The sequence below is a fragment of the Streptomyces violascens genome (genome assembly GCF_014649955.1).
Classification (GTDB): Bacteria; Actinomycetota; Actinomycetes; order Streptomycetales; family Streptomycetaceae; genus Streptomyces; species Streptomyces violascens.
The window spans coordinates 1-24,947 of record NZ_BMUA01000004.1; the positions used below are offsets into that span (position 1 = coordinate 1).

At 72.7% G+C, this 24,947-nt stretch carries 19 protein-coding genes, 1 rRNA gene and 1 pseudogene; 16 read left to right on the top strand and 5 right to left on the bottom strand.

The annotated features are described in order from the left end of the window. Positions 1–123: 123 nt before the first annotated feature. From rrf to IE206_RS11005, 3 genes and pseudogenes are all read left to right on the top strand, one after another. Positions 124–240 (top strand): 5S ribosomal RNA (gene rrf / locus IE206_RS10995). A gap of 370 nt (positions 241–610) precedes the next feature. After that, positions 611–1,777, top strand: a pseudogene (locus tag IE206_RS43825) (hypothetical protein); the annotation flags it as partial. Between the two features lie 81 nt (positions 1,778–1,858). Beyond that, positions 1,859–2,731: a tetratricopeptide repeat protein gene (locus tag IE206_RS11005; protein WP_226598836.1), complete on the top strand. Its 873-nt coding sequence runs from the start codon at positions 1,859–1,861 to the stop codon at positions 2,729–2,731. Between the two features lie 90 nt (positions 2,732–2,821). Here IE206_RS11005 and IE206_RS11010 read toward each other — a convergent pair whose 3' ends face one another. Then, positions 2,822–4,105 (bottom strand): DUF1015 domain-containing protein, encoded by a 1,284-nt coding sequence (locus tag IE206_RS11010; RefSeq protein WP_189961924.1) that lies wholly within the window; start codon positions 4,103–4,105, stop codon positions 2,822–2,824. A gap of 72 nt (positions 4,106–4,177) precedes the next feature. On the opposite strand from IE206_RS11010, the gene IE206_RS11015 reads away from it, so the two are divergent. From IE206_RS11015 to IE206_RS11030, 4 genes are all read left to right on the top strand, one after another. Further along, on the top strand, positions 4,178–5,206 hold the full coding sequence (locus IE206_RS11015; RefSeq protein WP_189961925.1) for an HAD-IIA family hydrolase: 1,029 nt from the start codon (positions 4,178–4,180) through the stop codon (positions 5,204–5,206). Positions 5,207–5,267: 61 nt separating this feature from the next. Continuing rightward, positions 5,268–6,323 (top strand): iron chelate uptake ABC transporter family permease subunit, encoded by a 1,056-nt coding sequence (locus tag IE206_RS11020; protein ID WP_373300910.1) that lies wholly within the window; start codon positions 5,268–5,270, stop codon positions 6,321–6,323. After that, positions 6,320–7,348 carry a FecCD family ABC transporter permease gene (locus IE206_RS11025; RefSeq protein WP_373300903.1) on the top strand — a complete coding sequence of 343 codons (1,029 nt, stop codon included), beginning with the start codon at positions 6,320–6,322 and terminating at the stop codon, positions 7,346–7,348. Before IE206_RS11020 ends, IE206_RS11025 begins: the two co-directional genes overlap by 4 nt. Positions 7,349–7,419: 71 nt before the next feature. Beyond that, positions 7,420–8,220, top strand: a complete 801-nt coding sequence (locus IE206_RS11030; protein WP_189961927.1) for an ABC transporter ATP-binding protein — start codon at positions 7,420–7,422, stop codon at positions 8,218–8,220. A gap of 222 nt (positions 8,221–8,442) precedes the next feature. Here the strand turns inward: IE206_RS11030 and IE206_RS11035 are convergent, their stop codons facing one another. After that, a complete protein-coding gene (locus IE206_RS11035) occupies positions 8,443–8,790 on the bottom strand; it encodes an SCP2 sterol-binding domain-containing protein (protein WP_189961928.1) in 348 nt (115 codons plus the stop codon). A 42-nt stretch (positions 8,791–8,832) separates the two neighbouring features. Between IE206_RS11035 and IE206_RS11040 the strand changes: the two genes are divergently transcribed. The 3 genes from IE206_RS11040 to IE206_RS11050 all read left to right on the top strand — a co-directional run bounded on the left by IE206_RS11040 (position 8,833) and on the right by IE206_RS11050 (position 10,914). After that, entirely contained in the window at positions 8,833–9,093 is a 261-nt protein-coding gene (locus IE206_RS11040) for a hypothetical protein (RefSeq protein WP_189961929.1), read from the top strand. A 79-nt stretch (positions 9,094–9,172) separates the two neighbouring features. Further along, positions 9,173–9,988, top strand: coding sequence for a TlyA family RNA methyltransferase (locus tag IE206_RS11045; protein ID WP_189961930.1), 816 nt, complete (start codon positions 9,173–9,175; stop codon positions 9,986–9,988). Further along, a complete protein-coding gene (locus IE206_RS11050) occupies positions 9,985–10,914 on the top strand; it encodes an NAD kinase (RefSeq protein WP_189961931.1) in 930 nt (309 codons plus the stop codon). The genes IE206_RS11045 and IE206_RS11050 overlap by 4 nt, the downstream gene beginning before the upstream one ends. A 21-nt stretch (positions 10,915–10,935) precedes the next feature. Here the strand turns inward: IE206_RS11050 and IE206_RS11055 are convergent, their stop codons facing one another. Beyond that, the gene (locus IE206_RS11055; protein ID WP_189961932.1) at positions 10,936–12,288 is read right to left on the bottom strand and encodes an FtsX-like permease family protein; all 1,353 of its coding nucleotides are present in this window, start codon (positions 12,286–12,288) and stop codon (positions 10,936–10,938) included. Between the two features lie 168 nt (positions 12,289–12,456). Between IE206_RS11055 and recN the strand changes: the two genes are divergently transcribed. From recN to IE206_RS11070, 3 genes are all read left to right on the top strand, one after another. After that, complete coding sequence (gene recN / locus IE206_RS11060; RefSeq protein ID WP_189962312.1) at positions 12,457–14,175, top strand: DNA repair protein RecN; 1,719 nt, start codon at positions 12,457–12,459, stop codon at positions 14,173–14,175. A gap of 18 nt (positions 14,176–14,193) precedes the next feature. Continuing rightward, entirely contained in the window at positions 14,194–14,916 is a 723-nt protein-coding gene (locus tag IE206_RS11065) for a hypothetical protein (RefSeq protein ID WP_189961933.1), read from the top strand. A gap of 221 nt (positions 14,917–15,137) precedes the next feature. Then, a complete protein-coding gene (locus tag IE206_RS11070) occupies positions 15,138–16,217 on the top strand; it encodes a glycosyltransferase family 4 protein (protein WP_189961934.1) in 1,080 nt (359 codons plus the stop codon). 3 nt (positions 16,218–16,220) lie between these two features. Here IE206_RS11070 and IE206_RS11075 read toward each other — a convergent pair whose 3' ends face one another. After that, positions 16,221–17,855 (bottom strand): PucR family transcriptional regulator, encoded by a 1,635-nt coding sequence (locus IE206_RS11075; RefSeq protein ID WP_189961935.1) that lies wholly within the window; start codon positions 17,853–17,855, stop codon positions 16,221–16,223. A gap of 185 nt (positions 17,856–18,040) precedes the next feature. Beyond that, entirely contained in the window at positions 18,041–19,846 is a 1,806-nt protein-coding gene (locus IE206_RS11080; RefSeq protein WP_189961936.1) for a glycoside hydrolase family 15 protein, read from the bottom strand. 424 nt (positions 19,847–20,270) lie between these two features. On the opposite strand from IE206_RS11080, the gene pyrG reads away from it, so the two are divergent. From pyrG to IE206_RS11095, 3 genes are all read left to right on the top strand, one after another. Then, a complete protein-coding gene (pyrG, locus tag IE206_RS11085; protein ID WP_189961937.1) occupies positions 20,271–21,947 on the top strand; it encodes a CTP synthase in 1,677 nt (558 codons plus the stop codon). Positions 21,948–22,040: 93 nt separating this feature from the next. Further along, complete coding sequence (locus IE206_RS11090; RefSeq protein WP_189961938.1) at positions 22,041–22,667, top strand: NUDIX domain-containing protein; 627 nt, start codon at positions 22,041–22,043, stop codon at positions 22,665–22,667. Between the two features lie 168 nt (positions 22,668–22,835). Further along, complete coding sequence (locus tag IE206_RS11095; RefSeq protein ID WP_189961939.1) at positions 22,836–24,863, top strand: tetratricopeptide repeat protein; 2,028 nt, start codon at positions 22,836–22,838, stop codon at positions 24,861–24,863. Positions 24,864–24,947: the final 84 nt, after the last annotated feature.

The window sequence follows — 24,947 nt, forward strand, 5'->3', positions numbered from 1 at the left end:
GGCCGAGGGCTTGTCCTCAGTTGCTCGCGTCCACTGTGTTTGTTCTGAAGCAACGAACAGTTGCTGGTTGAGCAGAACCCACTTAATTGAAGAGTGTGCTTGTTCGCTCGAAACCGATAGGGTTTCGGTGGTCATAGCGTTAGGGAAACGCCCGGTTACATTCCGAACCCGGAAGCTAAGCCTTTCAGCGCCGATGGTACTGCAGGGGGGACCCTGTGGGAGAGTAGGACGCCGCCGAACAATATTTCAGGACCCTTGGTCCCAGCGTTCACGCTGGGACCAAGGGTCCTTTTGTTTTTCCGCTTTGCTTTGCCGAAGCGCGTCGGGCAGCCGACTGCGCGAGAATGACTGCAGTACCCGAAGACTAGGAGTCACGATGTCCACCAACTCTCCCGACGATCGTCCGGAGCGCGAGTCGCGCCGTCAGGACGGTGGTGACCGGGGCGGCTACCGCGGTGGTCGAGACGACCGCGGTCCGCGTCGTGACAACGACCGGGGTGGTTACGGCGGGCGTCGTGACGACAGCCGTGGTGGCTCCTCCAGCGGCGGTTACCCCCGCCGTGACGACCGCGGCGGCCGTCCCGCCGGCGGTGGCGGTAGCTCGTACGGGCGTCGTGATGACCGTCCGGCTCCGCGTCGTGATGATGACCGTGGTGGGTTCCGTCGCGATGACAGCCGTGGCGGCTCCTCGGGCGGTGGTTTCCGCCGTGACGACAGCCGTGGTGGGTCCTCCGGCGGTGGGTACGGGCGTCGTGATGACCGTCCGGCTCCGCGTCGTGACGATGACCGTGGTGGGTTCCGTCGCGATGACAGCCGTGGTGGGTCCTCCGGCGGTGGGTTCCGCCGTGACGACAGCCGCGGGGGCGGTAGCTCCTACGGGCGTCGTGATGACCGTCCCGCTCCGCGTCGTGATGATGACCGTGGTGGGTTCCGTCGCGATGACAGCCGTGGTGGGTCCTCCGGCGGTGGGTTCCGTCGGGACGACAGCCGTGGCGGCGGTAGCTCCTACGGCCGTCGCGATGACCGTCTGGCTCCGCGTCGTGATGACGACCGCGGTGGTTTCCGTCGGGACGACAATCGCGGTGGTGGCGGCTCGTACGGCCGTCGTGACGATCGTCCGGCTCCGCGTCGTGATGATGACCGTGGTGGGTTCCGGCGTGACGACCGGGGCGACCGTGGTGGGTTCTCCGGCGGCGGCTTCCGGCGTGACGACAACCGTGGCGGCGGCAGCTCCTACGGCCGTCGTGATGACAGCCGTGGTGGTGGCTCGTACGGGCGTCGTGACGATCGTCCGGCTCCGCGTCGTGACGATGACCGTGATGGGTTCCGTCGCGATGACAGCCGTGGTGGGTCCTCCGGCGGTGGGTTCCGCCGTGACGACAGCCGCGGGGGCGGTAGCTCGTACGGGCGTCGTGATGACCGGCCGGCTCCGCGTCGTGATGACGAGCGTGGTGGCTCGTACGGGCGTCGGGACGATCGTCCGGCTCCCCGTCGTGACGATGACCGCGGTGGATTCCGCCGTGACGACAGCCGTGGCGGCGGTGGCTCGTACGGGCGTCGTGATGACCGGCCGGCTCCGCGTCGTGATGACGAGCGTGGTGGCTCGTACGGGCGTCGGGACGATCGTCCGGCTCCCCGTCGTGATGACGACCGCGGTGGGTTCCGCCGTGACGACCGGGGCGACCGCGGTGGGTACCGCGGGCGGAACGACCGGCGGGACGACCGGGGTGGCTACGGGGCGCGTGACGAGCGCGGTGGCTTCGGGCGTCGGGACGACCGGGATCGCGACCGCGACCGCGAGCCCGTCAAGCGGCTGCCGATCGACGAGGACGTCACCGGCGACGAGATCGACGCGGATGTGCGCCAGGAGCTGATGAGCCTGCCCAAGGGCCTCGCCGAGGAGGTTGCGTGCAACCTGGTGATGGTCGCGCGGCTCATCGACGAGGAGCCCGAGCAGGCCTACGCCTACTCCCGCATCGCGCTGCGGCTCGCCTCTCGTGTGGCCGCCGTTCGCGAGGCCGCCGGCTTCGCCGCGTACGCCACGCAGAAGTACTCGGAGGCGCTCGCGGAGTTCCGTGCCGCGCGTCGGATGACCGGCTCCGTCGAGCTGTGGCCCGTCATGGCGGACTGCGAGCGCGGGCTCGGCCGTCCCGAGCGCGCGCTGGCGATGGCCGGCGAGCCCGAGGTGGCCAAGCTCGACAAGGCCGGCCAGGTCGAGATGCGCCTGGTCGCGGCCGGGGCGCGGCGGGACATGGGGCAGCTGGACGCCGCCATCGTGACCCTGCAGAGCCCCGAGCTCGCGTCGAACTCCGCACAGCCCTGGACCGCGCGACTGCGGTACGCCTACGCCGACGCGCTCCTTGCCGCCGAGCGTGAGGACGAGGCCCGCGAGTGGTTCGCCAAGGCGCTCGAGGCGGACAAGGAAGGCACGACCGACGCCTCCGACCGGCTCGCCGAGCTCGACGGTATCGACTTCGTCGACGCCATGGTCGAGGACGACATCGAGCCCGACAGCGACATCGACGCCGAGGGTGACCTCGACGAGCCGCGCGTCGAGATCGAGGACGAGCCCGACTTCGACGACGAGGGTGAGGAAGAGGACGACTTCGAGGGCGACGACGCCGAGATCGTCCGCGCCGCCGAGGTCGTCGACGCCGACCTGGTGGAGCCCGCGCCGGGCGAGCCCGTCCCGTCGGTCGAGAAGATCGAGAAGATCGAGAAGGACGCCTGACGTCTGGCAAAGGACGTCCGACGCCTGACGTCTGACAAGTGAAGTGAAAGGAGGCGGTGCCCCACCCGGGGCACCGCCTCTTTTTTTGTGTCAGTTCACGGTCAGGCTGCGCAGCACCAGGCCCGTTGCCGGCTTCGGGCCGAACGACGTCGACTTGCGGGGCATCGTGACGCCCTGGCGGGCCAGGTCCCGGACGACTTCCTCGCGTACGGGATGCATCAGGACCGCCGTCTTGTTGTGGCGTTCCGCCTGCTCGACGGCCGCGGCCGTGTCGTGGATGTACGCGATGTCGTCGGGCGTGTCCGGGATGCGCCAGATCTCGTCGAGCAGGGTCGAGTGCAGGACCGTCGCGTCCAGTGAGCGCCAGGCCGGCGGCCGGTCGGCCCGGATCGTACGGGCGAGCAGTGCCTCGTCCGGGCGGTCCAGGAGGTGGAAGCGGCCGTCGCCCGCGAGCAGGAAGGCGTTGCTCTCGGACGCCGCTTCGCTCAGCGCCTCCAGGGCGCGGGCGAGCGGGACGTCGAGCGTGCGGATGCGGAAGGCGTCCGAATCCGTGACCGCGGCCAGGGCCTTGGCCACCGGGAGGCGGTGCAGGAGGCGGTGGATCGCGCGGACCCGCAGTGGGTAGCGGGCGGTGTCGACGAGCAGGACCAGGCCGAAGTCCCAGGGGCCCGGCGAGCTCTGTTCGTCGCGCAGGCGCAGGTAGGTGGCCCAGCGGTGGTGGCCGTCGGCGATGACCGCCTGGTGGGCCGTGAGGTCGGCCTGGACCTCCGCGAGATCGGCCGGATCCGTGAGTGCCCACAGGCGGTGGCGGAAACCGTCCTCCGTGGTGGTGCGCAGGAGCGGCTCGCGCAGGATGGCGCGGTCGATGACGGCGGTCGCGCCGGTCGGGGTGCTGTTGCCGTGGTAGGTCAGGAGCAGTGGTTCGAGGTGGGCGGCGGTGGTGCGCATGAGGTCCGCGCGGTCCTCGACCACGTGCGGCATCACGTCCTCGTGCGGCAGGACGATGCCGGCGGCTGGCTCGGACAGGGCGAGCGCCCCGATGAGACCGCGCTGCAGTATGCCGTCGCCCTCCTGCTCGTAGACGTACAGGGCCGGCTCGGGATCCGGGGCGAGGACGCCCTCGTCGAGCCAGTCGTCCAGGGTCAGGGCGGCCTTCCGGTTGCGGGCGGCCGGGGAGGACGCCTGCGGGAGGATCAGCCGGACGATGTTGTAGGGATCCGCCGACTCCAGGTGCAGCAGCCCGTCGGGGCGTACGACCACGTCGTACGGCGGTGAGGTCACCGCGGCGAGGCTGCCCACCCGCTCGGGAACATAGCGCAGTCCGCGGAACGGGATCAGGCGCAGCCCGAGGTCCGCACGCCCAGTTGTGCTCATCTGTGCATCGTATGTGGGAGACGGGCATGCGCGATGATCGGGGGGAGAGCATCGAACAAGGAGTGGATGAAGATGAGCCAGACCGGCCGGATCATGCCGAGCGGCAGCCAGCGGGCGCTGAACGAGGCGTACGACACGGCCCTGCTGGATCTGGACGGGGTGGTCTACGCGGGCGGTGCGGCGATCGCGCATGCCGTCGATGCGCTCGCCGTGGCGCGGGACGGCGGGATGCATCTCGCCTACGTGACCAACAACGCGCTGCGGACGCCGGACGCGGTGGCCGCGCACCTCACCGAGCTCGGCGTGCCCGCCGAGCCGGCCGATGTGATCACCTCCGCGCAGGCGGTGGCCCGGCTCATCGCCGATCAACTCCCGCAGGGGTCAAGGGTGTTGCTCATCGGCGGCGAGGGGCTGCGGGTCGCGCTGATCGAGCGCGGGCTCGTGCCGGTGGAGTCGGCCGACGACGATCCGGCGGCCGTGGTGCAGGGGTACGGCGGCCCGGACATCACCTGGGCGCGGTTCGCGGAGGCCTCGTACGCGGTGGCCCGCGGGGTGCCGTGGTTCGCCTCCAACACCGATCTGACGATTCCGAGCGGGCGGGGGATCGCGCCCGGCAACGGCGCCGCGGTCGAGGTCGTCCGGATCGCGACCGGCGCCGAGCCCCAGGTGGCGGGCAAGCCGCTGCCCCCGATGCACCGCGAGACGGTGCTGCGGACCGGCGCCGAGCGGCCGCTGGTGGTGGGGGACCGGCTCGACACGGACATCGAGGGCGCGTTCAACGGCGGCGTCGACTCGCTGCTCGTGCTGACCGGGGTCACCGATGCCGCGCAGCTCCTGGCCGCGCGGCCGGAGCACCGGCCCACCTTCGTCGACGCGGATCTGCGCGGCCTGCTGACCGGGCAGCCCGAAGTGGCCCGGAAGGAGGACGGGTTCGTGTGCGGCGGGTGGACCGCGTCCGTTGCCGACGGGGCGTTTGCGCTCGACGGGGACGGGGAGGCGATGGACGGGCTGCGGGCGCTGTGCGCGGCCGCCTGGACCCAGGCCGGCGACGGGGTGTGCGATCTCGACCCGTCGAAGGTGCTGGAGCTGCTGGGGCTCTGAGCTGCTTGAACCCGGGGGCGGGCTCGGCTGAATGCAGGGTAGGCTAGCCTAACTTGTCGTGTTGGTAGACAGTCCTCCTCAGCCGCGCGACGGGACCACGTCCGCGCCCCCGGCCCCGACGGCCAGGCGCCGTACGCTACGAGCCGCCGGTCTGGTCGTGTCCGTGGGCGCCCTGGCGCTCGTAGCCGTCGCCAGCATCGCCGTCGGCGCGAAACCCATGCCGCTCGGCGACGTCTGGCACGGCCTCTTCCACGCCTCCGGCACCGCCAACGACGTCCTCATCCACGACGTACGGGTGCCGCGGACGCTGCTCGGGCTGCTCGTCGGGGCCGCGCTCGGGCTGGCCGGCGCGGTCATGCAGGCGCTCACCCGCAATCCGCTCGCCGAACCCGGCATCCTCGGGGTCAACGCGGGAGCGGCGGCCGCGGTGGTCTCCGCGATCAGCTTCCTCGGGGTCAACTCCCTCACGGGGTATGTGTGGTTCGCCTTCCTGGGCGCGGGTGTCGTGTCGGCCGCGGTGTACCTGCTCGGCGGCAGCCGGGCCGCCACCCCAGTGCGGCTCGCGCTCGCGGGGACGGCGGCGAGCGCCGCGCTCTACGGCTACATCAACGCCATACAGCTCACCGACTCCACCGCTCTCGACCAGCTGAGGTTCTGGCAGGTCGGCTCGCTGGCCACGGCGGACATGGCGACCGTCACCAAGGTCGCGCCGTTCATCCTCGTCGGGCTCGTCGTCGCCCTGCTGCTCGCGCGGCCGCTCAACGCGATGGCCATGGGCGACGACACCGCCCGCGCGCTCGGCGCCCGTCTCACCCGGACCCGCATCACGTCGATGGCCGTGATCACCCTGCTGTGCGGGGCCGCGACCGCCGCGTGCGGGCCCATCGTGTTCATCGGGCTCATGGTCCCGCACATCGTCCGGGCCATCACCGGGCCCGACCTGCGCTGGATCCTGCCGTACGCGGCCGTGCTCTCGCCCGTGCTGCTGCTCGGCTCCGACGTGGTCGGGCGGGTCATCACGCGGCCCGGCGAACTCCAGGTCGGCATCGTCACCGCGCTCATCGGCGGGCCCGTCTTCATCTGTCTCGTACGCCGCAAGAGGATGGCCCAGCTGTGAAGGCGATACGTATCCCCGGCGGCCTCTCCTTCCGGGCCGAGCCGCGCGCGCTCGCCGTGATCTGCGGGCTCACCGTTCTCGCGCTCGCGGCCGGCGTCGTCCTGATCGGCACCGGCGACTTCTCGATCGGCCCCGCCGACGTCGTGAGCAGCCTGCTCGGCTCCGGCACGCCCGCGCAGGACTTCATCGTCAACGAGCTGCGGCTGCCGCGCGTGCTCGTGGCACTCCTCGTGGGCGCCTCGCTCGGGATCTCGGGGGCGCTGTTCCAGTCCATCTCCCGCAATCCGCTGGGCAGTCCGGACGTCATCGGCTTCGGGCAGGGCTCCTCGGTCGGCGCGCTCACGGTCATCGTGTTCTTCCAGGGCGGCGCGGTCGCGGTCTCGTTCGGCGCGCTGGTCGGCGGGCTCGCGACCGGGATCGCCGTCTACCTCCTGGCCTGGAAGAAGGGCGTGCACGGCTACCGGCTCGTGCTTGTCGGCATCGGCGCGGCAGCGATGCTCACCGCCTGCATTCACTACCTGCTCACCAAGTCGACCCTGGTCGACGCCACCCGCGCGACGGTCTGGCTCACCGGCTCCCTCGACGGGCGCGACTGGGCCCAGGTCCGGCCGCTGTTCGTGCTGTTCGTGGTGCTGCTTCCGGTGGTCCTCGGGTACGGGCGGCCGCTGAGGATGCTGGAGATGGGCGACGACGCGGCGTACGCGCTCGGCGTGCCGGTGCAGCGGACCCGTACCGTCCTGATGCTCGGCGCGGTGCTGTTGAACGCCTCCGCGACCGCGGCCGCCGGGCCCATCTCCTTCGTCGCGCTGACCGCGCCGCAGCTGGCCCGTCGCCTCACCCGCGCGACCGGGCCGAACATCCTCGCCTCCGCGTGCATGGGCGCTGCCCTGCTGGTCGTCGCCGACTGGGCGGCACAGCGGCTGTTCGGCGAGAGCACGCTGCCGGTGGGGGTGCTCACCGGGATGGTCGGCGGCGTCTATCTGCTCTGGCTCCTCGTCACCGAGCGCAGGGCGGGCCGCATATGAGCAGCCGACCCGCGACGCCCACCACCCCCAACTCTCTTGCGGATCACGGCACTTCACCCAGGAGTACGAGCATGCAGCGCCTCAGCGCCGAATCGGTCACCCTCGGCTACGACCAGCGGGTGATCGCCAAGGACCTGTCGGTCGAGATCCCGGACAACTCCTTCACGGTGATCGTCGGGCCCAACGCGTGCGGCAAGTCGACCCTGCTGCGCGCCCTGTCCCGGATGCTCAAGCCGGACCGGGGGCGGGTGCTGCTCGACGGGCAGAGCATCCACGCGCTGCCCGCGAAGAAGGTCGCCAGGACGCTCGGGCTGCTCCCGCAGTCCTCCATCGCGCCGGACGGGATCACGGTGGGGGACCTCGTGGCGCGCGGGCGCTATCCGCACCAGGGGCTGCTGCGGCAGTGGTCGCCCGAGGACGAGCGGATCGTCCAGGAGTCCATGGACGCGACCGGGGTCGGCGGGCTCGGTGAGCGGTACGTCGACGAGCTGTCCGGGGGGCAGCGGCAGCGGGTCTGGATCGCCATGGCGCTCGCTCAGCAGACGCCGTTGCTGCTGCTCGACGAGCCGACGACGTTTCTGGACATCCAGCACCAGATCGAGGTGCTGGACCTTTGCGCTCAGCTCCATGAGTCGCAGGGGCGGACGCTGGTGGCCGTGCTGCACGATCTCAACCAGGCGGCTCGGTACGCCTCTCACCTCATCGCCATGAGGGAGGGGGAGGTGGTGGCTTCGGGGGAGCCGGGTTCCGTGGTCACGGCGGAGCTGGTCGAGCGGGTGTTCGGGGTGCGGTGTCAGGTGATTCCGGATCCGGAGACGGGGACGCCGCTGGTGGTGCCGGCGGCGCCTCGGCGTGGGGCTCCGGTGGGCTGAGTTCCCCACCCCGCCCCTTCCCGAGGCCCTCCGGGGGTTGGGAAGGGTGCAGCCCGTCTTCCTGGGGCTCCGCCCCAGACCCCGTTCGCGCCTTGAGGGCGCTCGTCCTCAATCTCCCCCAAGGCCTCAAGGGCCAGGGGGGACCCCCATGACGGGCTGAAATGCTCGGTGCGGACCGGCATCAACCCTGCCAGGGGCGCGGGGAACTGCGGCCGGGGGTGGTCAGAGCAGGGTGCGCAGGCGGAGGAGGTCTCGGAAGCCTGCTTCCAGGCGGACCCTGCCCGACGCCCAGGCCTTCGCGAAGTTCAGCTCCCCGTCCACCATCGCCACCAGATCGTCCCCCTTCATCGCCAGGCGGATCTGTGCCTTCTCCCGCGGCGGGCCGGAAGCCGTGTCGTGGACCTCGATGCGCCCGGACCGGAGGCGGCCCGCGAACGTGACGTCCAGGTCCGTGATGTGGCAGCTCAGCGAGCGGTCCAGCGCGGCGGCGGAATGCACCTCGCCCTCCGCCCGGGCCAGATTGTCCGAAAGTTTGTCGAGTGCGCTGCGGCACTCCTCCATGGTCGCCATCGTGATCGACCGTACCTCAGGGCTTCGCGGTAGCGTCTTGGCATGAGCGACTCGATGCCGGGCCCCGAGACGGAAGCGATCATGGAACCCGAGCCGGGGCCCGAGGTGGCCGGGCCCTCTCCCCTTGGCGTACCCCGTAGCCCTACCGGTGACGCCGGGATCGACGTCCTCGTCGAGCGGCTCGGGGACGTCGACCACCTCGGTACGGACGGCCACCTCGAGGTGTACGAGGATGTACACCGGGGGCTGCGTGACTCGCTGACCGCGCTCGATGCCCGGCAGGGGCCGGGAACCTCCGGCTGAACCCGGCCGTTGGCCGACCAGCGCCCCTGGGCGGTCCGCCGGACCGCCCGGAACTACGACTACAGGAGCTGAACCGAACGTGGCAGGAGTGGCACGCCGCCGCCTCGACGCCGAGCTGGTGCGCCGGAAACTCGCGCGGTCGCGGGAGCACGCCGCCCAGCTGATCGCCGCGGGGCGGGTGAGTGTCGGCAAGACCGTCGCCACGAAGTCCGCGACGCAGGTCGAGACCGCTGCCGCCATCGTGGTCGTCGAGGACGACAGCGACCCCGACTACGTCTCGCGCGGCGGACACAAGCTCGCCGGTGCCCTCGCGGCCTTCGTGCCGCAGGGGCTCAGGATCGAGGGGCGGCGGGCGCTCGACGCGGGCGCCTCCACCGGCGGCTTCACCGATGTGCTGCTGCGCGCCGGAGCCGGGCACGTGGTCGCCGTCGACGTCGGCTACGGACAGCTCGCCTGGTCCCTGCAGAGTGACGAGCGGGTCACCGTGAAGGACCGTACGAACGTACGCGAGTTGACGCTCGACGACATCGACGGGCAGCCCGCGGACATCGTCGTGGGCGATCTCTCCTTCATCGCGCTCGGCCTGGTCCTGCCCGCCCTCGTGCGCTGCTCGGCGCCCGACGCGGACCTGGTCCTCATGGTCAAGCCGCAGTTCGAGATCGGCAAGGAGCGGCTCGGGAGCGGCGGCGTCGTGCGCAGCCCCGAACTGCGGGCCGAGACGGTGCGGACCGTGGCGGCGCAGGCGGCCACGCTCGGCCTCGGGGTCGTCGGGGTCACCGCGAGCCCGCTGCCCGGGCCTTCCGGCAACGTCGAGTACTTTCTGTGGCTGCGGGCCGGGGCGCCCGCGCTCGATCCCGCGGACGTGGAGCGCGCAGTGGCGGAGGGACCTCGTTGAGCTCGTCGGAGAACAACCCGGAGAACAGCACGGCGGCACGCACCGTATTCCTGCTCGCGCACACCGGAAGGCCGGCCGCCATCCGCAGCGCGGAGCTGGTCGTCCGGGGCCTGCTGCGCAGCGGCCTCGGCGTACGGGTGCTGCGGGCGGAAGCGGCCGACCTGCCGCTGCCCGCCGAGGCGGAGATCGTCGAGGAGGCCACCCCCGAGTGCCTCGACGCCTGTGAGCTGCTCATCGTCCTCGGCGGTGACGGCACGCTGCTGCGCGGCGCCGAGCTCGCCCGGGCGTCCGGCGTGCCGATGCTCGGCGTCAACCTCGGCCGCGTCGGCTTCCTCGCGGAGGCCGAGCGCGACGACCTCGACAAGGTCGTCGACCGGGTCGTGACACGGGCCTACGAGGTCGAGGAGCGGATGACCCTCGACGTCGTCGTGCACAACAACGGCGATGTGGTGCACCAGGACTGGGCCCTCAACGAGGCGGCCGTCCAGAAGGTCTCGCCCGAGCGGATGCTGGAGGTCGTCCTGGAGATCGACGGCCGTCCCGTGACCGGGTTCGGCTGCGACGGCATCGTGTGCGCCACCCCGACCGGTTCGACCGCGTACGCCTTCTCGGCCGGCGGGCCCGTGGTGTGGCCCGAGGTCGAGGCGCTGCTCATGGTGCCGATCAGCGCGCACGCGCTGTTCGCCAAGCCCCTGGTCACCTCGCCCACCTCGGTGCTCGCGGTCGAGGTGCAGCCGCACACGCCGCACGGCGTGCTGTGGTGCGACGGGCGCCGCACGGTCGAACTCCCTTCGGGCGCGCGGGTGGAGGTGCGGCGAGGGGCCGTTCCGGTACGGCTCGCCCGGCTGCACCACGCCTCGTTCACCGACCGGCTCGTCGCCAAGTTCGCCCTGCCGGTGTCGGGTTGGCGCGGCGCGCCGCACTGACCGGTCCGTATACGGAGGGCCTCAGGACGCGGCCAGCGTCCTGATCGCCCGCCTGCGCAGCGCCGACCGCACCGGCACGCCCGTGGCCAGCAGGGTGAGCACCAGCGTGCCGCCGGGTATGCCGAGCGCGGTCGGCCACGGCAGGTACGGGATCCACGAGCCGAACGCGGCCGTCAGCATCGGGGCCAGGGTCGCGAGCGCGACCACCGCGCCGAGCACCAGGGCCGTGGCCGCGACGATGCCCGCCTCCCACGCCGCCATCGAGCGGACCTGGCCCGGCAGGGTGCCGACCACCCGGAGCAGGGCTATGTCGCGGCGCCGCTCGAAGGAGATCATCGCCAGGGTGTTGGCCGCGGCGATCGCGGCGAAGCCGGCGTACAGAGCGGTGCCGAAGTAGTCCAGCCAGACCTCGCCCGCGCTGCCCGACGAACCCGTGTAGTGGGCCGCCGTCGTATGCATCGCGATCTTGGTGAGCCCGAAGCCCGTGACCAGGACCAGCGGCACGACCGCGGCCGAGAAGCGGCGCGGCTGCGAGCGGACGTTGAGCATCGCCAGGCGCGCGCTGCCGCCGAACCGGCGGGCCGGCGCCGAGACGAGCCGGGCGGCCGGGCCGACGACCTTCGGGCCGAGCAGCCCCGCGCCGACGCAGAACAGCAGCAGCACCAGGAACGAGGCCTGCGCCGCGTCGTCGGACGACTGGTGGGCGAGGGACACCGACAGGGCGCCGCCGCCCGCCACCGCGATCACGCCGAGCGGGGCCCGCACCCTGCCGAGCCCGCGCCGGCCCGCCGACGCCTCGTCCAGGGCCCTTGCCGGGCGCAGCAGCGAGAAGCGCAGCGAGGCAAAGAACGCGGCGAGCGCCGAGGTCACCACGGCGACGGCCAGACACACGGGCAGCGCGGACCAGGTGAACCGGTACGTCACTTCGGCCGGGACCAGCCCGTGGTCGCGCAGCCCCGCGAACCAGACCCGGCTCAGCAGGCCGCCGCCGAGCAGGAACCCGGCGAGCGCGGCCGGCACCGCGGCCGCGACCGCCTGGACCACCACGGCCCGCCGCACCTGCCGCGGCCGGGCGCCGATGGCCCGTACGAGGGCGAGCTCGCGGTGCTGCTGGGTCACCGCGGTGCCCATCGTCGAGGCGATCACGAAGATCGACATGTAGATGGAGCCGATGAGCATCACCACTGCCATGTTGCCGATGCCGTTGGCCGCGAGTGCGCCGCGGGCCTCGGCGGACAGGCCCTTTGTCGATGTGCTGACGAGGAGAGTCATCGACGCGCTCACCACGGTCGCGGCGAACAGCGCGGCCACGAACGTCCCGACGAACGCCGGGCGGTGGCCGCGCAGGGCGGAGTGGGCCAGTCCTGTGCTCATGCGTCAAGCCTCGTGGGCAAGGTGGTGCCAGGACCATCCGGCCAGCCTCATGATCTTGCTGAGGTTTTCCCCCGCATCGACGGTTCGGGCTCCACGAGAGGGTGACGGGCCGGGGGGCGTCGCACACCGGCCCCCGGACCTCGTAAGGTCGTGTCCGTGTTGGAGGAGATGCGGATACGGTCGCTCGGGGTCATCGACGACGCTGTCGTGGAGCTTTCGCCCGGTTTCACCGCGGTGACCGGCGAGACCGGCGCGGGCAAGACCATGGTCGTCACCAGCCTGGGGCTGCTGCTCGGCGGACGCGCCGACCCCGCCCTGGTGCGGATCGGCGCCAAGGCGGCGGTCGTCGAGGGGCGGATCGCGCTGCGGCCCGGCACCTCGGCGGTGCTGCGGGCCGAGGAGGCCGGGGCCGAGCTCGACGACGGCGCGCTGCTCGTGAGCCGTACCGTTTCGGCGGAGGGCCGCTCACGGGCGTTCCTCGGCGGGCGGTCGGTGCCGGTCGGGGTGCTCGCCGAACTCGCCGACGAACTTGTCGCGGTGCACGGCCAGACCGACCAGCAGGGCCTGCTGCGCCCGGCCCGGCAGCGCGAGGCGCTCGACCGGTACGCGGGTGACGCGGTGGCGGGCCCCCTCGCCAAGTACGCCGGGGCCTACAAGCGGCTGCGGGCCGTCGCCGTCGAGCTGGAGGAGCTGGTCACGCGGGCGCGCGAGCGTGCGCAGGAGGCCGATCTGCTGCGGTTCGGCCTGAACGAGATCGCCTCCGTCGAGCCGCTGCCCGGCGAGGACGCCGAGCTCGCGGCCGAGGCCGAACGGCTCGGGCACGCCGAGGCGCTCGCCTCCGCGGCGGCTATCGGGCACGCGGCCCTGGCCGGAAACCCCGAGGACCCGGAGAGCGTGGACGCCACGACCCTGGTCGCGGGCGCGCACAGGGCACTTGAGGCCGTACGTTCCCACGATCCCGCGCTCGCGGCGCTCGCCGAGCGCATCGGCGAGGTCGCCATCCTGCTCGGCGACGTGGCGGGCGAACTCGCCGGATACGCCGACGACCTGGACGCCGACCCGCTGCGGCTCGCCGCCGTCGAGGAGCGCCGGGCCGCCCTGACCGCCCTGACGCGCAAGTACGGCGAGGACATCACGGCCGTACTCGCCTGGGCGCAGGAAGGGGCCGCGCGGCTCACCGAGCTCGACGGCGACGACGACCGGATCGGGGAGCTCACGGCCGAGCGGGACGGGCTGCGGGCCGAACTGTCCGTGCTGGCCCAGGAGTTGACCAACGCCCGCACCGAGGCCGCGGCCCGGTTCGCCGAGGCCGTCACAGCCGAGCTCGCCTCGCTCGCGATGCCGCACGCACGGGTGTCGTTCGCGGTCGGCCAGAGCGAGGATCCCGAGGGCGTCGAGGTCGGCGGCAGGACGGTGGCGTACGGGCCGACCGGCGCCGACGAGGTCGAGCTGCTGCTCGCCCCGCACCCGGGCGCGCCGCCCCGGCCGATCGCCAAGGGCGCCTCGGGCGGTGAGCTCTCGCGGGTGATGCTCGCGGTGGAGGTCGTCTTCGCGGGCACCGACCCGGTGCCGACGTATCTCTTCGACGAGGTCGACGCGGGTGTCGGTGGCAAGGCGGCGGTCGAGATCGGCCGCAGGCTCGCCAAGCTCGCGAAGTCCGCGCAGGTCGTGGTGGTCACGCACCTGCCGCAGGTGGCGGCGTTCGCCGACCGCCAGCTCCTGGTCGAGAAGACCAACGACGGCACGGTCACGCGGTCCGGCGTCACGGTCCTGGAGGGCGAGGACCGGGTGCGAGAGCTGTCGCGCATGCTGGCCGGCCAGGAGGACTCGGAGACGGCCCGGGCGCACGCGGAGGAACTCCTGGCCACCGCCCGCGCGGACGGATAGCCCCCGTAGGGTGCCCGTATGACTGATGTGACGGGTGGGGTCAGGGCGTTCGGTGTGGCCGGGGCGGTGGCCCGGGCCGCCTATGCCGGGCTCAGGACGCGGCGGGACGAGCGGTTCACGCGGAAGAATTACGCGGGCCGCACCGTCGACCTGTACTCCGGTCCGGCCGTCGCACTCGGCGCGCTCGCCGGGAGCGCGACCCTGCGGACCCGCGCGGCCGGGCTCGTCGCGGTGGGGGCGGGCGCGCTGTGCGGGGCGTACGACGATGTCCGGGGGGACCACCGGCGCGGCTTCCGGGACCACCTCACGGCGCTGCGCAGCGGCGAAGTCACCAGCGGGGCCGTCAAGTTGATCGGGATCGGCGGCGCCGGTCTCGTCGCCGGGGCGCTGCTCAAGGAGCGGCCTGTCGACAAAGTCCTCGCCGGGGTGGTGGTGGCCGGAACCGCGCACCTCGTCAACCTGGTGGACCTGAGGCCCGGCCGCGCCACCGGCCTCGTCCTCGCGCTCGGCGCTCCGGGGCTGCTGCGCGGGCCCGAGGCGGCCGTGCCGATGGGAGCGGCCGCCGCGGTCCTCGCCGACGACCTCGGCGAGCGCACGATGATCGGCGACAGCGGCGCGCACGCGCTGGGGGCGGCCCTCGGAGTCGCCGTCGCCGGCGGCAACGGGCGGACCGGACTCGCCGTGCACGCCGCCGCGCTGCTCGCCGCGGCCGCCTGGGCGGAGTCCCGCATTCCGCGCTGAGGGCCGCGCGGCGACCGCTGGGCGGAGTCCTGTGTTCCGCGAGCCGAAACCCTTGGCGCACGTGTTCGTTCACCCATCGGGGTGTTTCGGGTGTGGTGATCTCCCCGGCGCGCCACGGAAGGAACCTCCGGACGGTGCCGGAACGCCCGTACGGACTGGCATCCTTGGCCGGGAACCACCGACCTCCACCGCCGACTCGGCCGCTCCGGGAGCCTGTTCACGTGACTCAGCTGCGTACGGTCCAAGTACTGGGCGGCGGCAGCGCGGGCAGCAGCGCGCACGTCAGGTCGCTCGCGGCCGGTCTGGTCGCGCGAGGCGTGCGCGTCACCGTCTGCGCGCCGGCCGAACTGGAGCGGGAGTACGACTTCCGCGCCGCCGGGGCTCATTTCGTACCGGTCTCGCGGCGCAGCGACCCGGCGGCGGTCGGCGCTCTGCGGGCCGCCTGCGCCGACGCGGACGTCGTCCACGCGCACGGGCTGCACGCGGCCGTACGCGCGGCCCTCGCGCTCCCGGGCCGCAAGGGCGTGCCGCTGGTCGTCACCTGGCACACCCGCGCGCACGCCGAAGGTGCCCGCGGGCAGGTCCTGCGTCTCCTGGAGCGCCGGGTCTCGCGGGCCGCGGCCGTGGTGCTCGCCACCTCCTCCGACCTCGTCGACCGGGCCCGCAGCCGCGGCGCGCGGGACGCCCGGCTCGCCGCGGTCGCCGTCCCCGCCCCGCGCCTTCCGTCCGGGCTCCTCGACGGCAAGGCGCGGGCCGAACTCGGCGCCGTGGAACGGCCGTTGCTGATGGCCGTGGGCAGCCTCGTCGAGCACCGCGGCTACGAGGTGCTTCTGGACGCGGCCCGCACCTGGCGCGATCTCGACACCGTGCCGCTGCTCGTCATCGCGGGGGAGGGGCGTGGGCGGGCCGCGCTGCAACGCCGGATCGAGGCGGAGTCCCTGCCGGTCCGGCTCGTCGGGCGGCGCGACGACATCACCGAGCTGCTCGCGGCCGCCGACATCGCGGTCCTGCCCAGCCGCTGGGAGGCCCGCTCGCTGCTCGCCCAGGAGGCGCTGCGCCTCGGGGTGCCGCTGGTCGCGACGGCCGTCGGCGGGGTGCCGGAGCTGGTGGGGGACGCGGCGCTGCTCGTCCCGTACGGGGACGCCGGGGCGCTCGCGGACGCGGTCGTACGCCTTCTCGCGGACCCTGAGGCATGCCGTGTGCTGGCCGAGGCCGGGCGGGCGCAGGCCGACACCTGGCCCACCGAGGACGAAACTGTTGCTCAAGTCCTGGCCGTCTACGACGAGTTGGTGCCCTCGTAGGCGCTAGCCCGCCACGTGTCTGCGGGCCCGCAGCGCGAGCGACAGGGCGAGCACCGTCTGCGGGTCGTCCAGATCCGTGCCGAGGAGGTCCGCGATGCGGGCCAGGCGGTTGTACAGGGTCTGGCGGTTGAGATGGAGCTCGCGGGCGGTCTCCGCCTTGCGGCCCGCGTGCGCCAGATAGGTCTGGAGGGTGGGCAGCAGGGGCGGCCGGGAGGCGCGGTCGTGGGCCTGGAGCGGGCCGATCGCGCGCTCCACGAACGCCGCGAGGTCGGGGTGTTCGCGCAGCCGCCACAGCAGCAGGTCGATGTCCAGGCGGCGGGCGTCGTACCAGCACCGCTCGGGCAGGCCCTGGGCGGCCGCCGCGGTTTCCGCCGCGTGCCTCAGGCCGGCCCCGGCCGCCGCCCAGCCACCGGCGACACCCACCACGACCACCGGCTGCGTCCCGGCCCGCGCGCCCATCAGGCCGGCCCGCTCGACGCCCGCCCGCAGAGCCGCCGCGACCCGGTCGGCCACCGCCGTACGCTCCGACTCCGAGCGCAGCCCGAGCAGCAGCGGCACCCGGCCCTCGACGGGGCGTACGCCGAGCAGGACCGGCACGCCGACCGAGGACAGCTCTTCGAGGACGGCCCGCGCAAGGACCGCCCAGTTGCCCGTCGGGGCGAGCTCCGAGGCCAGGCGCATCACCACCGGGAGCAGCGGCCCCTCGCCGGGCTTGAAGCCGAGGACCTTGGCCTGGCCGGGCGCGTCCTCGGGGGTGATGCGGCCCTCGGCGAGGTCGGTCAGGAAGTCGCCCCGGCCGCGCGCGGCCAGCTCCTCCTCCTGGCGGGCCTGCATGAGGACGACGGCCAGGATGCCCGCGGCCCGCTCGGCCGCCATCCGGTGCACGGGAAGGAGCGGCGGGCCGACCGCGAGCAGAGCCAGGCGGGCCCGTACCGAGCCCGCGCCGTGGCCGCCGCCCGGCACGTCCACCAGGACCGCGCCCGTCGGCGGCCCCGACGCGCGGGCCTCGCGCTGGCCGCGCAGCCCCTCCCAGACCTGGAGCGGGTCGGCGGCCGCCTCGCCCGCCTCGCAGGCCGCGGCGTACAGGAGCTGGCCGTCGGGAGTCTCCAGGAAGACCGGGTTGGCGGTGAAGTCGGCCAGAATGCCCAGGACTTGAGGGATCCCGCCGCCCCCGAGCAGCGCGCCCGTACAGCGCTGGTGGACCTCCTCGGCGCGCTGGAGCAGGGCGTAGTGGCCGTTGACGATCTCGGTGTGGATCTCCTCGGTCACCGCGACGAACGGCACTTCGCGGTGCAGCTGGACGAGCGGGAGCCCGGCGGCCCGCGCGGTTTCGACGATGGTGGCCGGGAGGCGGGCGAAGCGCGGGCCGAGCTCGACCACCAGGGCCGCGATGCCCCGGTCCGCGAGCCTTCGTACGAAGGCTCGCTGTTCGGCGGGGCGGGTGCCGAGCCCGAGCCCGGTGGTCAGGAGGAGCTCGCCGCCCTTGAGCAGCGAGGCGATGTTGGGCACCTCGCCCGCGTGCACCCAGCGCACTGTGCGCTGCAGCCGCTCGGCGCCCGCCACGACCTCCGGGAGGCCGCCGCGCAGCCCCGGCAGCTCAAGGGCCCGCTGCACGGTGATCCCGCCCTGCGTGTCCACCGCACCCACCTCTCGTCCCGCGGGACCCGGAGCCCGACCCCGGGACGACACCGCATGCGCCGGACGCTACCTGCGGTTACGCGCCCGGACCCGCCCGTTGTGGCGTACGTCACCCCGATATGCGGACGGGCCGCCTCCCGGGCACCCGTGGGCACCCGGGGACGACCCGTGGGCCGGTCCGACCGTCAGCCGCCGTACGCGCCCGACGCGGTGAGGCGCAGGGCCGTGTCGATCAGCGGAACGTGGCTGAAGGCCTGCGGGAAGTTGCCGACCTGGCGCTGGAGGTGCGGATCCCACTCCTCCGCGAGCAGCCCGAGGTCGTTGCGCAGGGCCAGGAGCTTCTCGAAGAGCTTGCGGGCCTCGTCGACCCGGCCGATCATCGCGAGGTCGTCCGCCAGCCAGAACGAGCAGGCCAGGAACGCGCCCTCCTCGCCCAGGAGGCCGTCCAGGTTGTCCGCGTCGCCGCCCGTGGTCGGGTAGCGCAGGATGAACCCGTCCGGCGTGGACAGCTCGCGCTGGATCGCCTCGATGGTGCCGATCACGCGCTTGTCGTCCGGCGGCAGGAAGCCCATCTGCGGGATGAGCAGCAACGACGCGTCCAGCTCCTGCGAGCCGTAGGACTGCGTGAAGGTGTTGCGTTCCTTGTCGTAGCCCTTCTCGCAGACGTCCCGGTGGATGTCGTCGCGCAGCTCGCGCCACTTGTCGAGCGGGCCGTCCGCGTCGCCGGACTCGATGAGCTTGATCGTGCGGTCGACGGCGACCCAGGCCATCACCTTGGAGTGCACGAAGTGGCGGCGCGGGCCGCGCACCTCCCAGATGCCCTCGTCCGGCTGGTCCCAGTGGCTCTCCAGGTAGCGGATCAGCTTGAGCTGGAGCAGCGAGGCGTAGTCGTTGCGGGCCAGGCCCGTCATGTGCGCCAGGTGCAGCGCCTCGGTGACCTCGCCGTACACGTCGAGCTGGAGCTGGTGGGCGGCGCCGTTGCCGGCCCGTACCGGCGTCGAGTTCTCGTACCCGGGCAGCCAGTCGAGCTCGGTCTCGCCGAGTTCCCGCTCGCCCGCGATGCCGTACATGATCTGGAGGTTCTCGGGGTCGCCCGCGACCGAGCGGAGCAGCCACTCGCGCCAGGCGCGGGCCTCCTCGCGGTAGCCGGTGCGCAGCAGCGAGGACAGGGTGATCGCGGCGTCCCGCAGCCAGGTGTAGCGGTAGTCCCAGTTGCGCTCGCCGCCGATGTGCTCGGGCAGCGAGGTGGTGGGCGCGGCCACGATGCCGCCGGTCGGGGCGTAGGTGAGCGCCTTCAGCGTGATCAGGGAGCGGACCACGGCCTCGCGGTAGGGCCCGTGGTAGGTGCAGTGCTCCACCCACTCCCGCCAGAAGTCCTCGGTCGCCACCAGGGACGCCTCGGGCTCCGGCAGCGCGGGCTCCTCGCGGTGCGAGGGCTGCCAGCTGATGGTGAACGCGACCCGCTCGCCGGGCGAGACCGTGAAGTCGGAGTACGTCGTGAGGTCCTTGCCGTACGTCTCCGCCTCGGTGTCCAGCCACACCGAATCGGGGCCCGCGACGGCCACCGTGCGGTTGTCGACCTTGTGCACCCACGGGGTGATCCGCCCGTAACTGAACCGCATGCGCAGCATGGAGCGCATCGGGACCCGGCCGGTGACGCCCTCCACGATGCGGATCAGCTGCGGGGCGCCGTCGCGCGGCGGCATGAAGTCGGTCACCCGGACCGTGCCGCGCGGGGTGTCCCACTCGGACTCCAGGATGAGCGAGTCGCCCCGGTAGCGGCGGCGGTCGGCCACCGGTGGCGTTTCGTCGGCACCGTGTGCCGGGCCGACCCGCCAGAAGCCGTGTTCCTCGGTGCCGAGCAGTCCGGCGAAGACGGCGTGCGAGTCGAAGCGGGGCAGGCACAGCCAGTCCGCCGTGCCGTCCCGGCAGACCAGTGCCGCGGTCTGCATGTCTCCGATGAGTGCGTAATCCTCGATGCGCCCGGCCACGTGCAATCTCCAGTCGAACGGCCACGTCCGCCCCCTGGGGGCGCTTACAGCGACAGCGGTCAAGGGTTCGCCAACGAGCGCATGTTCCGGATGACGGACGGGGTGTTTCCGTGCTACCAGGTGGCTCGGCAAGCGAGTGTCCGAGCAGGATACGACGCACCCTGGTGATCCGCTTGAGCCATCCTCGAACGCCGTTGGGCCGAATGGGTGAGGCTCGTACTCAGGGCTGACCGGCGCATACAGAGCGTGGCCGGACGCGGTCTCCCGTTGTCGCTGATACCCTGGTAGCCCGTGGCCGGGTGCTGAAAAAAGCCCCGAACCGCAGCGACGGCACCCCTGGAAACGCGTACGGATTCCGTACAAGATCCACACAGGGTGACCGGCACGCATTCCACACAGCGACCACGGGAGCCCCCTCTTGGCCATGCAGCCCAAGGCTTTGCGAAACAGCGCAGCCACGACGACCAAGCACATCTTCGTCACCGGGGGTGTCGCCTCTTCCCTCGGCAAGGGTCTGACTGCCTCCAGCCTGGGTGCGCTCCTCAAGGCGCGGGGCCTGCGGGTCACGATGCAGAAGCTCGACCCGTACCTGAACGTCGATCCGGGCACGATGAACCCGTTCCAGCACGGCGAGGTGTTCGTCACCAACGACGGCGCCGAGACCGACCTGGACATCGGCCACTACGAGCGCTTCCTCGACGTGGACCTCGACGGGTCCGCCAACGTGACGACCGGCCAGGTCTACTCGCAGGTCATCGCCAAGGAGCGGCGCGGCGAGTACCTCGGTGACACCGTCCAGGTCATCCCGCACATCACCAACGAGATCAAGCACCGCATCCGCCGGATGGCGACCGACGACGTCGACGTCGTCATCACCGAGGTCGGCGGCACGGTCGGCGACATCGAGTCGCTGCCGTTCCTGGAGACCGTCCGCCAGGTCCGCCACGAGGTCGGCCGCGACAACGTCTTCGTCGTGCACATCTCGCTGCTGCCCTACATCGGCCCCTCGGGCGAGCTGAAGACCAAGCCGACCCAGCACTCGGTCGCCGCCCTGCGCAACATCGGCATCCAGCCCGACGCGATCGTGCTGCGCGCCGACCGCGAGGTGCCGCTGTCCATCAAGCGCAAGATCTCGCTGATGTGCGACGTCGACGAGGCCGCCGTGGTCGCCGCCATCGACGCCAAGTCGATCTACGACATTCCCAAGGTGCTCCACACCGAGGGCCTGGACGCCTACGTCGTCCGCAAGCTGGACCTGCCGTTCCGCGATGTGGACTGGACGCAGTGGGACGACCTGCTCGACCGGGTCCACAACCCGCTGCACGAGGTGACCGTCGCCCTGGTCGGCAAGTACATCGACCTGCCCGACGCCTACCTCTCGATCACCGAGGCCATGCGGGCCGGCGGCTTCGCCAACAAGGCCCGCGTCAAGGTCAAGTGGGTCACCTCCGACGACTGCAAGACCCCGGCCGGCGCCAAGAAGCACCTCGGCGACGTGGACGCGATCCTGGTGCCCGGCGGCTTCGGCGACCGCGGCGTCAACGGCAAGATCGGCGCGATCCAGTACGCCCGCGAGAACAAGGTGCCGCTGCTCGGCATCTGCCTCGGCCTGCAGTGCATCGTCATCGAGGCGGCCCGCAACCTGGCCGGCATCCCGGACGCCAACTCCACCGAGTTCGACGCCGCCACCGCCCACCCCGTCATCTCGACGATGGAGGAGCAGCTGGCCTACGTCGAGGGCGCGGGCGACCTGGGCGGAACGATGCGGCTCGGCCTGTACCCGGCGAAGCTCGCCGAGGGCTCCATCGTCCGCGAGGTCTACGACGACCAGCCCTACGTCGAGGAGCGCCACCGCCACCGCTACGAGGTGAACAACACCTACCGCGCGGAGCTGGAGAAGAAGGCGGGCATCGTCTTCTCGGGCACCTCCCCGGACAACAAGCTCGTCGAGTACGTCGAGTACCCGCGCGAGGTGCACCCCTACCTGGTCGCCACCCAGGCGCACCCGGAGCTGCGCTCGCGCCCGACGCGCCCGCACCCGCTCTTCGCGGGCCTGGTCAAGGCCGCCGTCGAGCGCAAGACGGGCAAGACCGCCAAGTAGTCGCCACAAGTTAACGTTGCCGGGGTACGGACCTTTCCGAAGGAGCCGTACCCCGGTTCTGTTTTTGTGCGCGCACTGTGGGAGGACGCCGTCATGGCCATCGAGGACACCGCCGAACACTGGCAGATCGTGGCGACCGCCACCCCCTTCACCGGCCACAAGACCGGGGTGCGCACCGACGACGTCGTGATGCCCGACGGCGCGGTCCACCAGCGCGACTACCAGACCCACCCCGGCTCGGTGGCGATCGTCGCCCTGGACGACGAGGGCCGCGTCCTGGTGCTGCGCCAGTACCGCCACCCCGTACGCCAGAAGCTGTGGGAGATCCCGGCCGGGCTCCTGGACGTGCCCGGCGAGAACCCGCTGCACGCCGCCCAGCGCGAGCTGTACGAGGAGGCGCACGTCAAGGCCGAGCAGTGGCACGTCCTGACCGACGTGTACACGAGCCCCGGCGGCAGTGACGAAGCCGTACGGATCTTCCTGGCGCGGGACCTGTCCGAGGCGGAGGGGGAGCGCTTCGAGGTTTCCGAGGAGGAGGCCGACATGGAGCTGGCCCGCGTCCCGGTCGCCGATCTCGTACGGGGCGCGCTCGCGGGGGAGCTGCACAACACCTGCCTGGTGGTCGGCGTCCTGGCGCTGGCCGCGGCCTTGAACGGGGACGGCGTCGAGGCGCTGCGCCCGGCCGGGGCGCCCTGGCCGGCCCGCCCCTTCGAGGAGTGAGCCCGCCGTGCGGGTGACCGATCTGAAAATCCGCTGATCCGATCGGGCGACATCGGACGGAAGTGGGCCCTGCTCCCCCCAAACGGTCACGAAGGGTGAACTACGCTCGGACCGACCGTGCGGAGACCCGCATGGTCTCCAGGTGCGCAGGCGGACGGAGCGTGGCCCGTGACGGATCAGGCGGTGGACGTGGGCGGCGCTGCCGCCGGGCGGCGCACGGGTCAATTCCTGGGCAGGCAGCGGGAGTTGAAGGAGCTCCGGGCCGACATCGAACGGGCCGGACTTGACACCCTGTCAGGGAAGAAGTCGCCCCGGGCCAGGGTCCTGCTGATCGCGGGCCGGCCCGGCTCCGGCCGCACCGCGCTCGCCTGCGAACTCGCCCGCCAGGTGGCCGGCGACTACCCCGACGGCGTCCTGCGGGCCGCGCTCACCGAACCCGGCGGGGTCCGCGTTCCGGCCGACCGGGTCGCCCGGGAACTGCTCGACGCGCTGAAGGTCCCGGCGCCGCCCGGAGCGGGCCAGGACGAGCTGACCCAACTCGTGCGGGGCGCGCTAGCGGACCGCCGGGCGATCGTGCTGCTCGACGACGCTGCCGACGCCGAACAGGTCGGCCCGCTCCTGCCCGACACCTCCCCGTCGCTGGTCGTGGCCACCGCCGAGGGGCCGCTCACCGGAATTCCGGACGTACGCCCCTGCACGCTGGGCGGCCTCGACGTGAAGTCGGGCGTCGAACTCCTGGAAGGCTTCACCGGCGCGGTCCGCGTCACGGTGGACCCGCGCGCCGCCGAGACCCTCGTCGAGGCGTGCGGGGGACAGCCCGCGGCCCTCGTCCTGGTCGGCGGCTGGCTTCGCGCCCGTCCCAAGGCCGCCGTCTCCGACGTGGCCAAGCAGCTGCGCGCCATGTCCGACGACGGGGCCGAACTCCCCATCGCGGCACGGCCGTTGGCGCAGTCCTTCCGCCTTGTGTACGACTCCCTCACGCAGTCGGCCGCGCGGATGCTGCGACTGCTCTCCTTCGCCCCCGCCGGGATCGCCGACGCGCACACCGCCTCCGCCCTGGCCGGCTGCTCGGTCTCGGGGGCCCAGGCCGCCCTCGACGACTTCGTGGCGTGGGGACTGCTCCGGCCGGACCCGGACGCGCCCGAGCAGTACCGGGTGCCCGGCGCCCTGGCGCCGCTGCTTCGCACGCTCTGCGAGAGCGTGGACCGGCCCGGCGAGATCCAGCTGGCCCGGGCCCGGATGCTGGAGCGGACGGTGCGGCTGCTCCAGTCCTGCCGGGCGGTCACCGAGCCGGAGGGCTCGCCCGCCCGCAAGAAGCTCGCGGGCCTGCCGCGCGCCCTGCGCTTCCCCGGCGCGGCCGTCGCCGACGCCTGGCTGAGCGGCCGCAGGCCCGCGCTGCTCGCGGCCGCCCGGCTCGCGGTGGAGGACGGCGAGCTCGACACCCTGGCCCGGCGCCTGGTGGCCGCGCTGGTCCGCGCGCTCGCCGCGCACCGGGGCGCCGAGGCCGCGGCCCCCGACCTGTACGGCCTGCACCAGCTCGTCCTGGACGTCGCCGAGCGCCGCGAACTGCACCGCGAAAAGGCCGCGGCCCTGCTCAACCTGGGCGACCTGGACGCCGAGGCCGGGCGGACCACCGACGCCCTGGCCCGCTACCGGGCCGCCCTGGACGCGGGCCGCGCCGCGAACGACCCGTACGCGACCGGCCGCGCGATGGAATCCGTAGGCGGCGCCCACCAGGAGCTGGGCGACTGGCACCGGGCCGCCGACTGGTACGGGCGGGCCCTGTCCCATAGGCTCGCGCGCGGCGAGCGGGCGGACCAGGCCCGCCTCTACGGGCGGCTCGCCACCGTGCACACGTACGCGGGCCGCTACGGCGAGGCGCTGCGGGGCTGGCGGGCCGCGGTGGCCGGATACCGGCGGCTCGGCGATCTCCCCAGCCAGGCAAGGGCGTTGAGCGAGGCGGCCCGGGTCCAGGAGTACGCGGGGCGCCCCGAGGAGTCGCTGCGCACCTGCCGCGAGGCGGTCGAGTCCGCGCGCAAGGCCGGTGATCTGCGCCTCGAGGCCGCGCTCCAGCTCAGGCTCGCCGACACCCTGGACCGGCTCGGCGACCCGGCCGCGGCCCGGCTGCACCGGGCGGAGGCCGACAGATTGCTGGAAGATGAGCCGTCAAGGGCAGGGGGCCTGCGAAATCCGTAGTGCTTCGGCCAAAGATTAAAGCTTTGTAAGGGTAGACAGCGGGAAGACCTTCATTAGACTGGGTGAGCCGCAACTTCCTGCGGT

Bases quoted from the DNA above. Each gene is read 5' to 3' on its own strand.
- IE206_RS11010 (WP_189961924.1), bottom strand. From the start codon at position 4,105: ATGAGCACAACTGGGCGTGCGGACCTCGGGCTGCGCCTGATCCCGTTC.
- IE206_RS11015 (WP_189961925.1), top strand. From the start codon at position 4,178: ATGAGCCAGACCGGCCGGATCATGCCGAGCGGCAGCCAGCGGGCGCTG.
- IE206_RS11030 (WP_189961927.1), top strand. From the start codon at position 7,420: ATGCAGCGCCTCAGCGCCGAATCGGTCACCCTCGGCTACGACCAGCGG.
- IE206_RS11035 (WP_189961928.1), bottom strand. From the start codon at position 8,790: ATGGCGACCATGGAGGAGTGCCGCAGCGCACTCGACAAACTTTCGGAC.
- IE206_RS11040 (WP_189961929.1), top strand. From the start codon at position 8,833: ATGAGCGACTCGATGCCGGGCCCCGAGACGGAAGCGATCATGGAACCC.
- IE206_RS11055 (WP_189961932.1), bottom strand. From the start codon at position 12,288: ATGAGCACAGGACTGGCCCACTCCGCCCTGCGCGGCCACCGCCCGGCG.
- recN (WP_189962312.1), top strand. From the start codon at position 12,457: ATGCGGATACGGTCGCTCGGGGTCATCGACGACGCTGTCGTGGAGCTT.
- IE206_RS11065 (WP_189961933.1), top strand. From the start codon at position 14,194: ATGACTGATGTGACGGGTGGGGTCAGGGCGTTCGGTGTGGCCGGGGCG.
- pyrG (WP_189961937.1), top strand. From the start codon at position 20,271: ATGCAGCCCAAGGCTTTGCGAAACAGCGCAGCCACGACGACCAAGCAC.
- IE206_RS11090 (WP_189961938.1), top strand. From the start codon at position 22,041: ATGGCCATCGAGGACACCGCCGAACACTGGCAGATCGTGGCGACCGCC.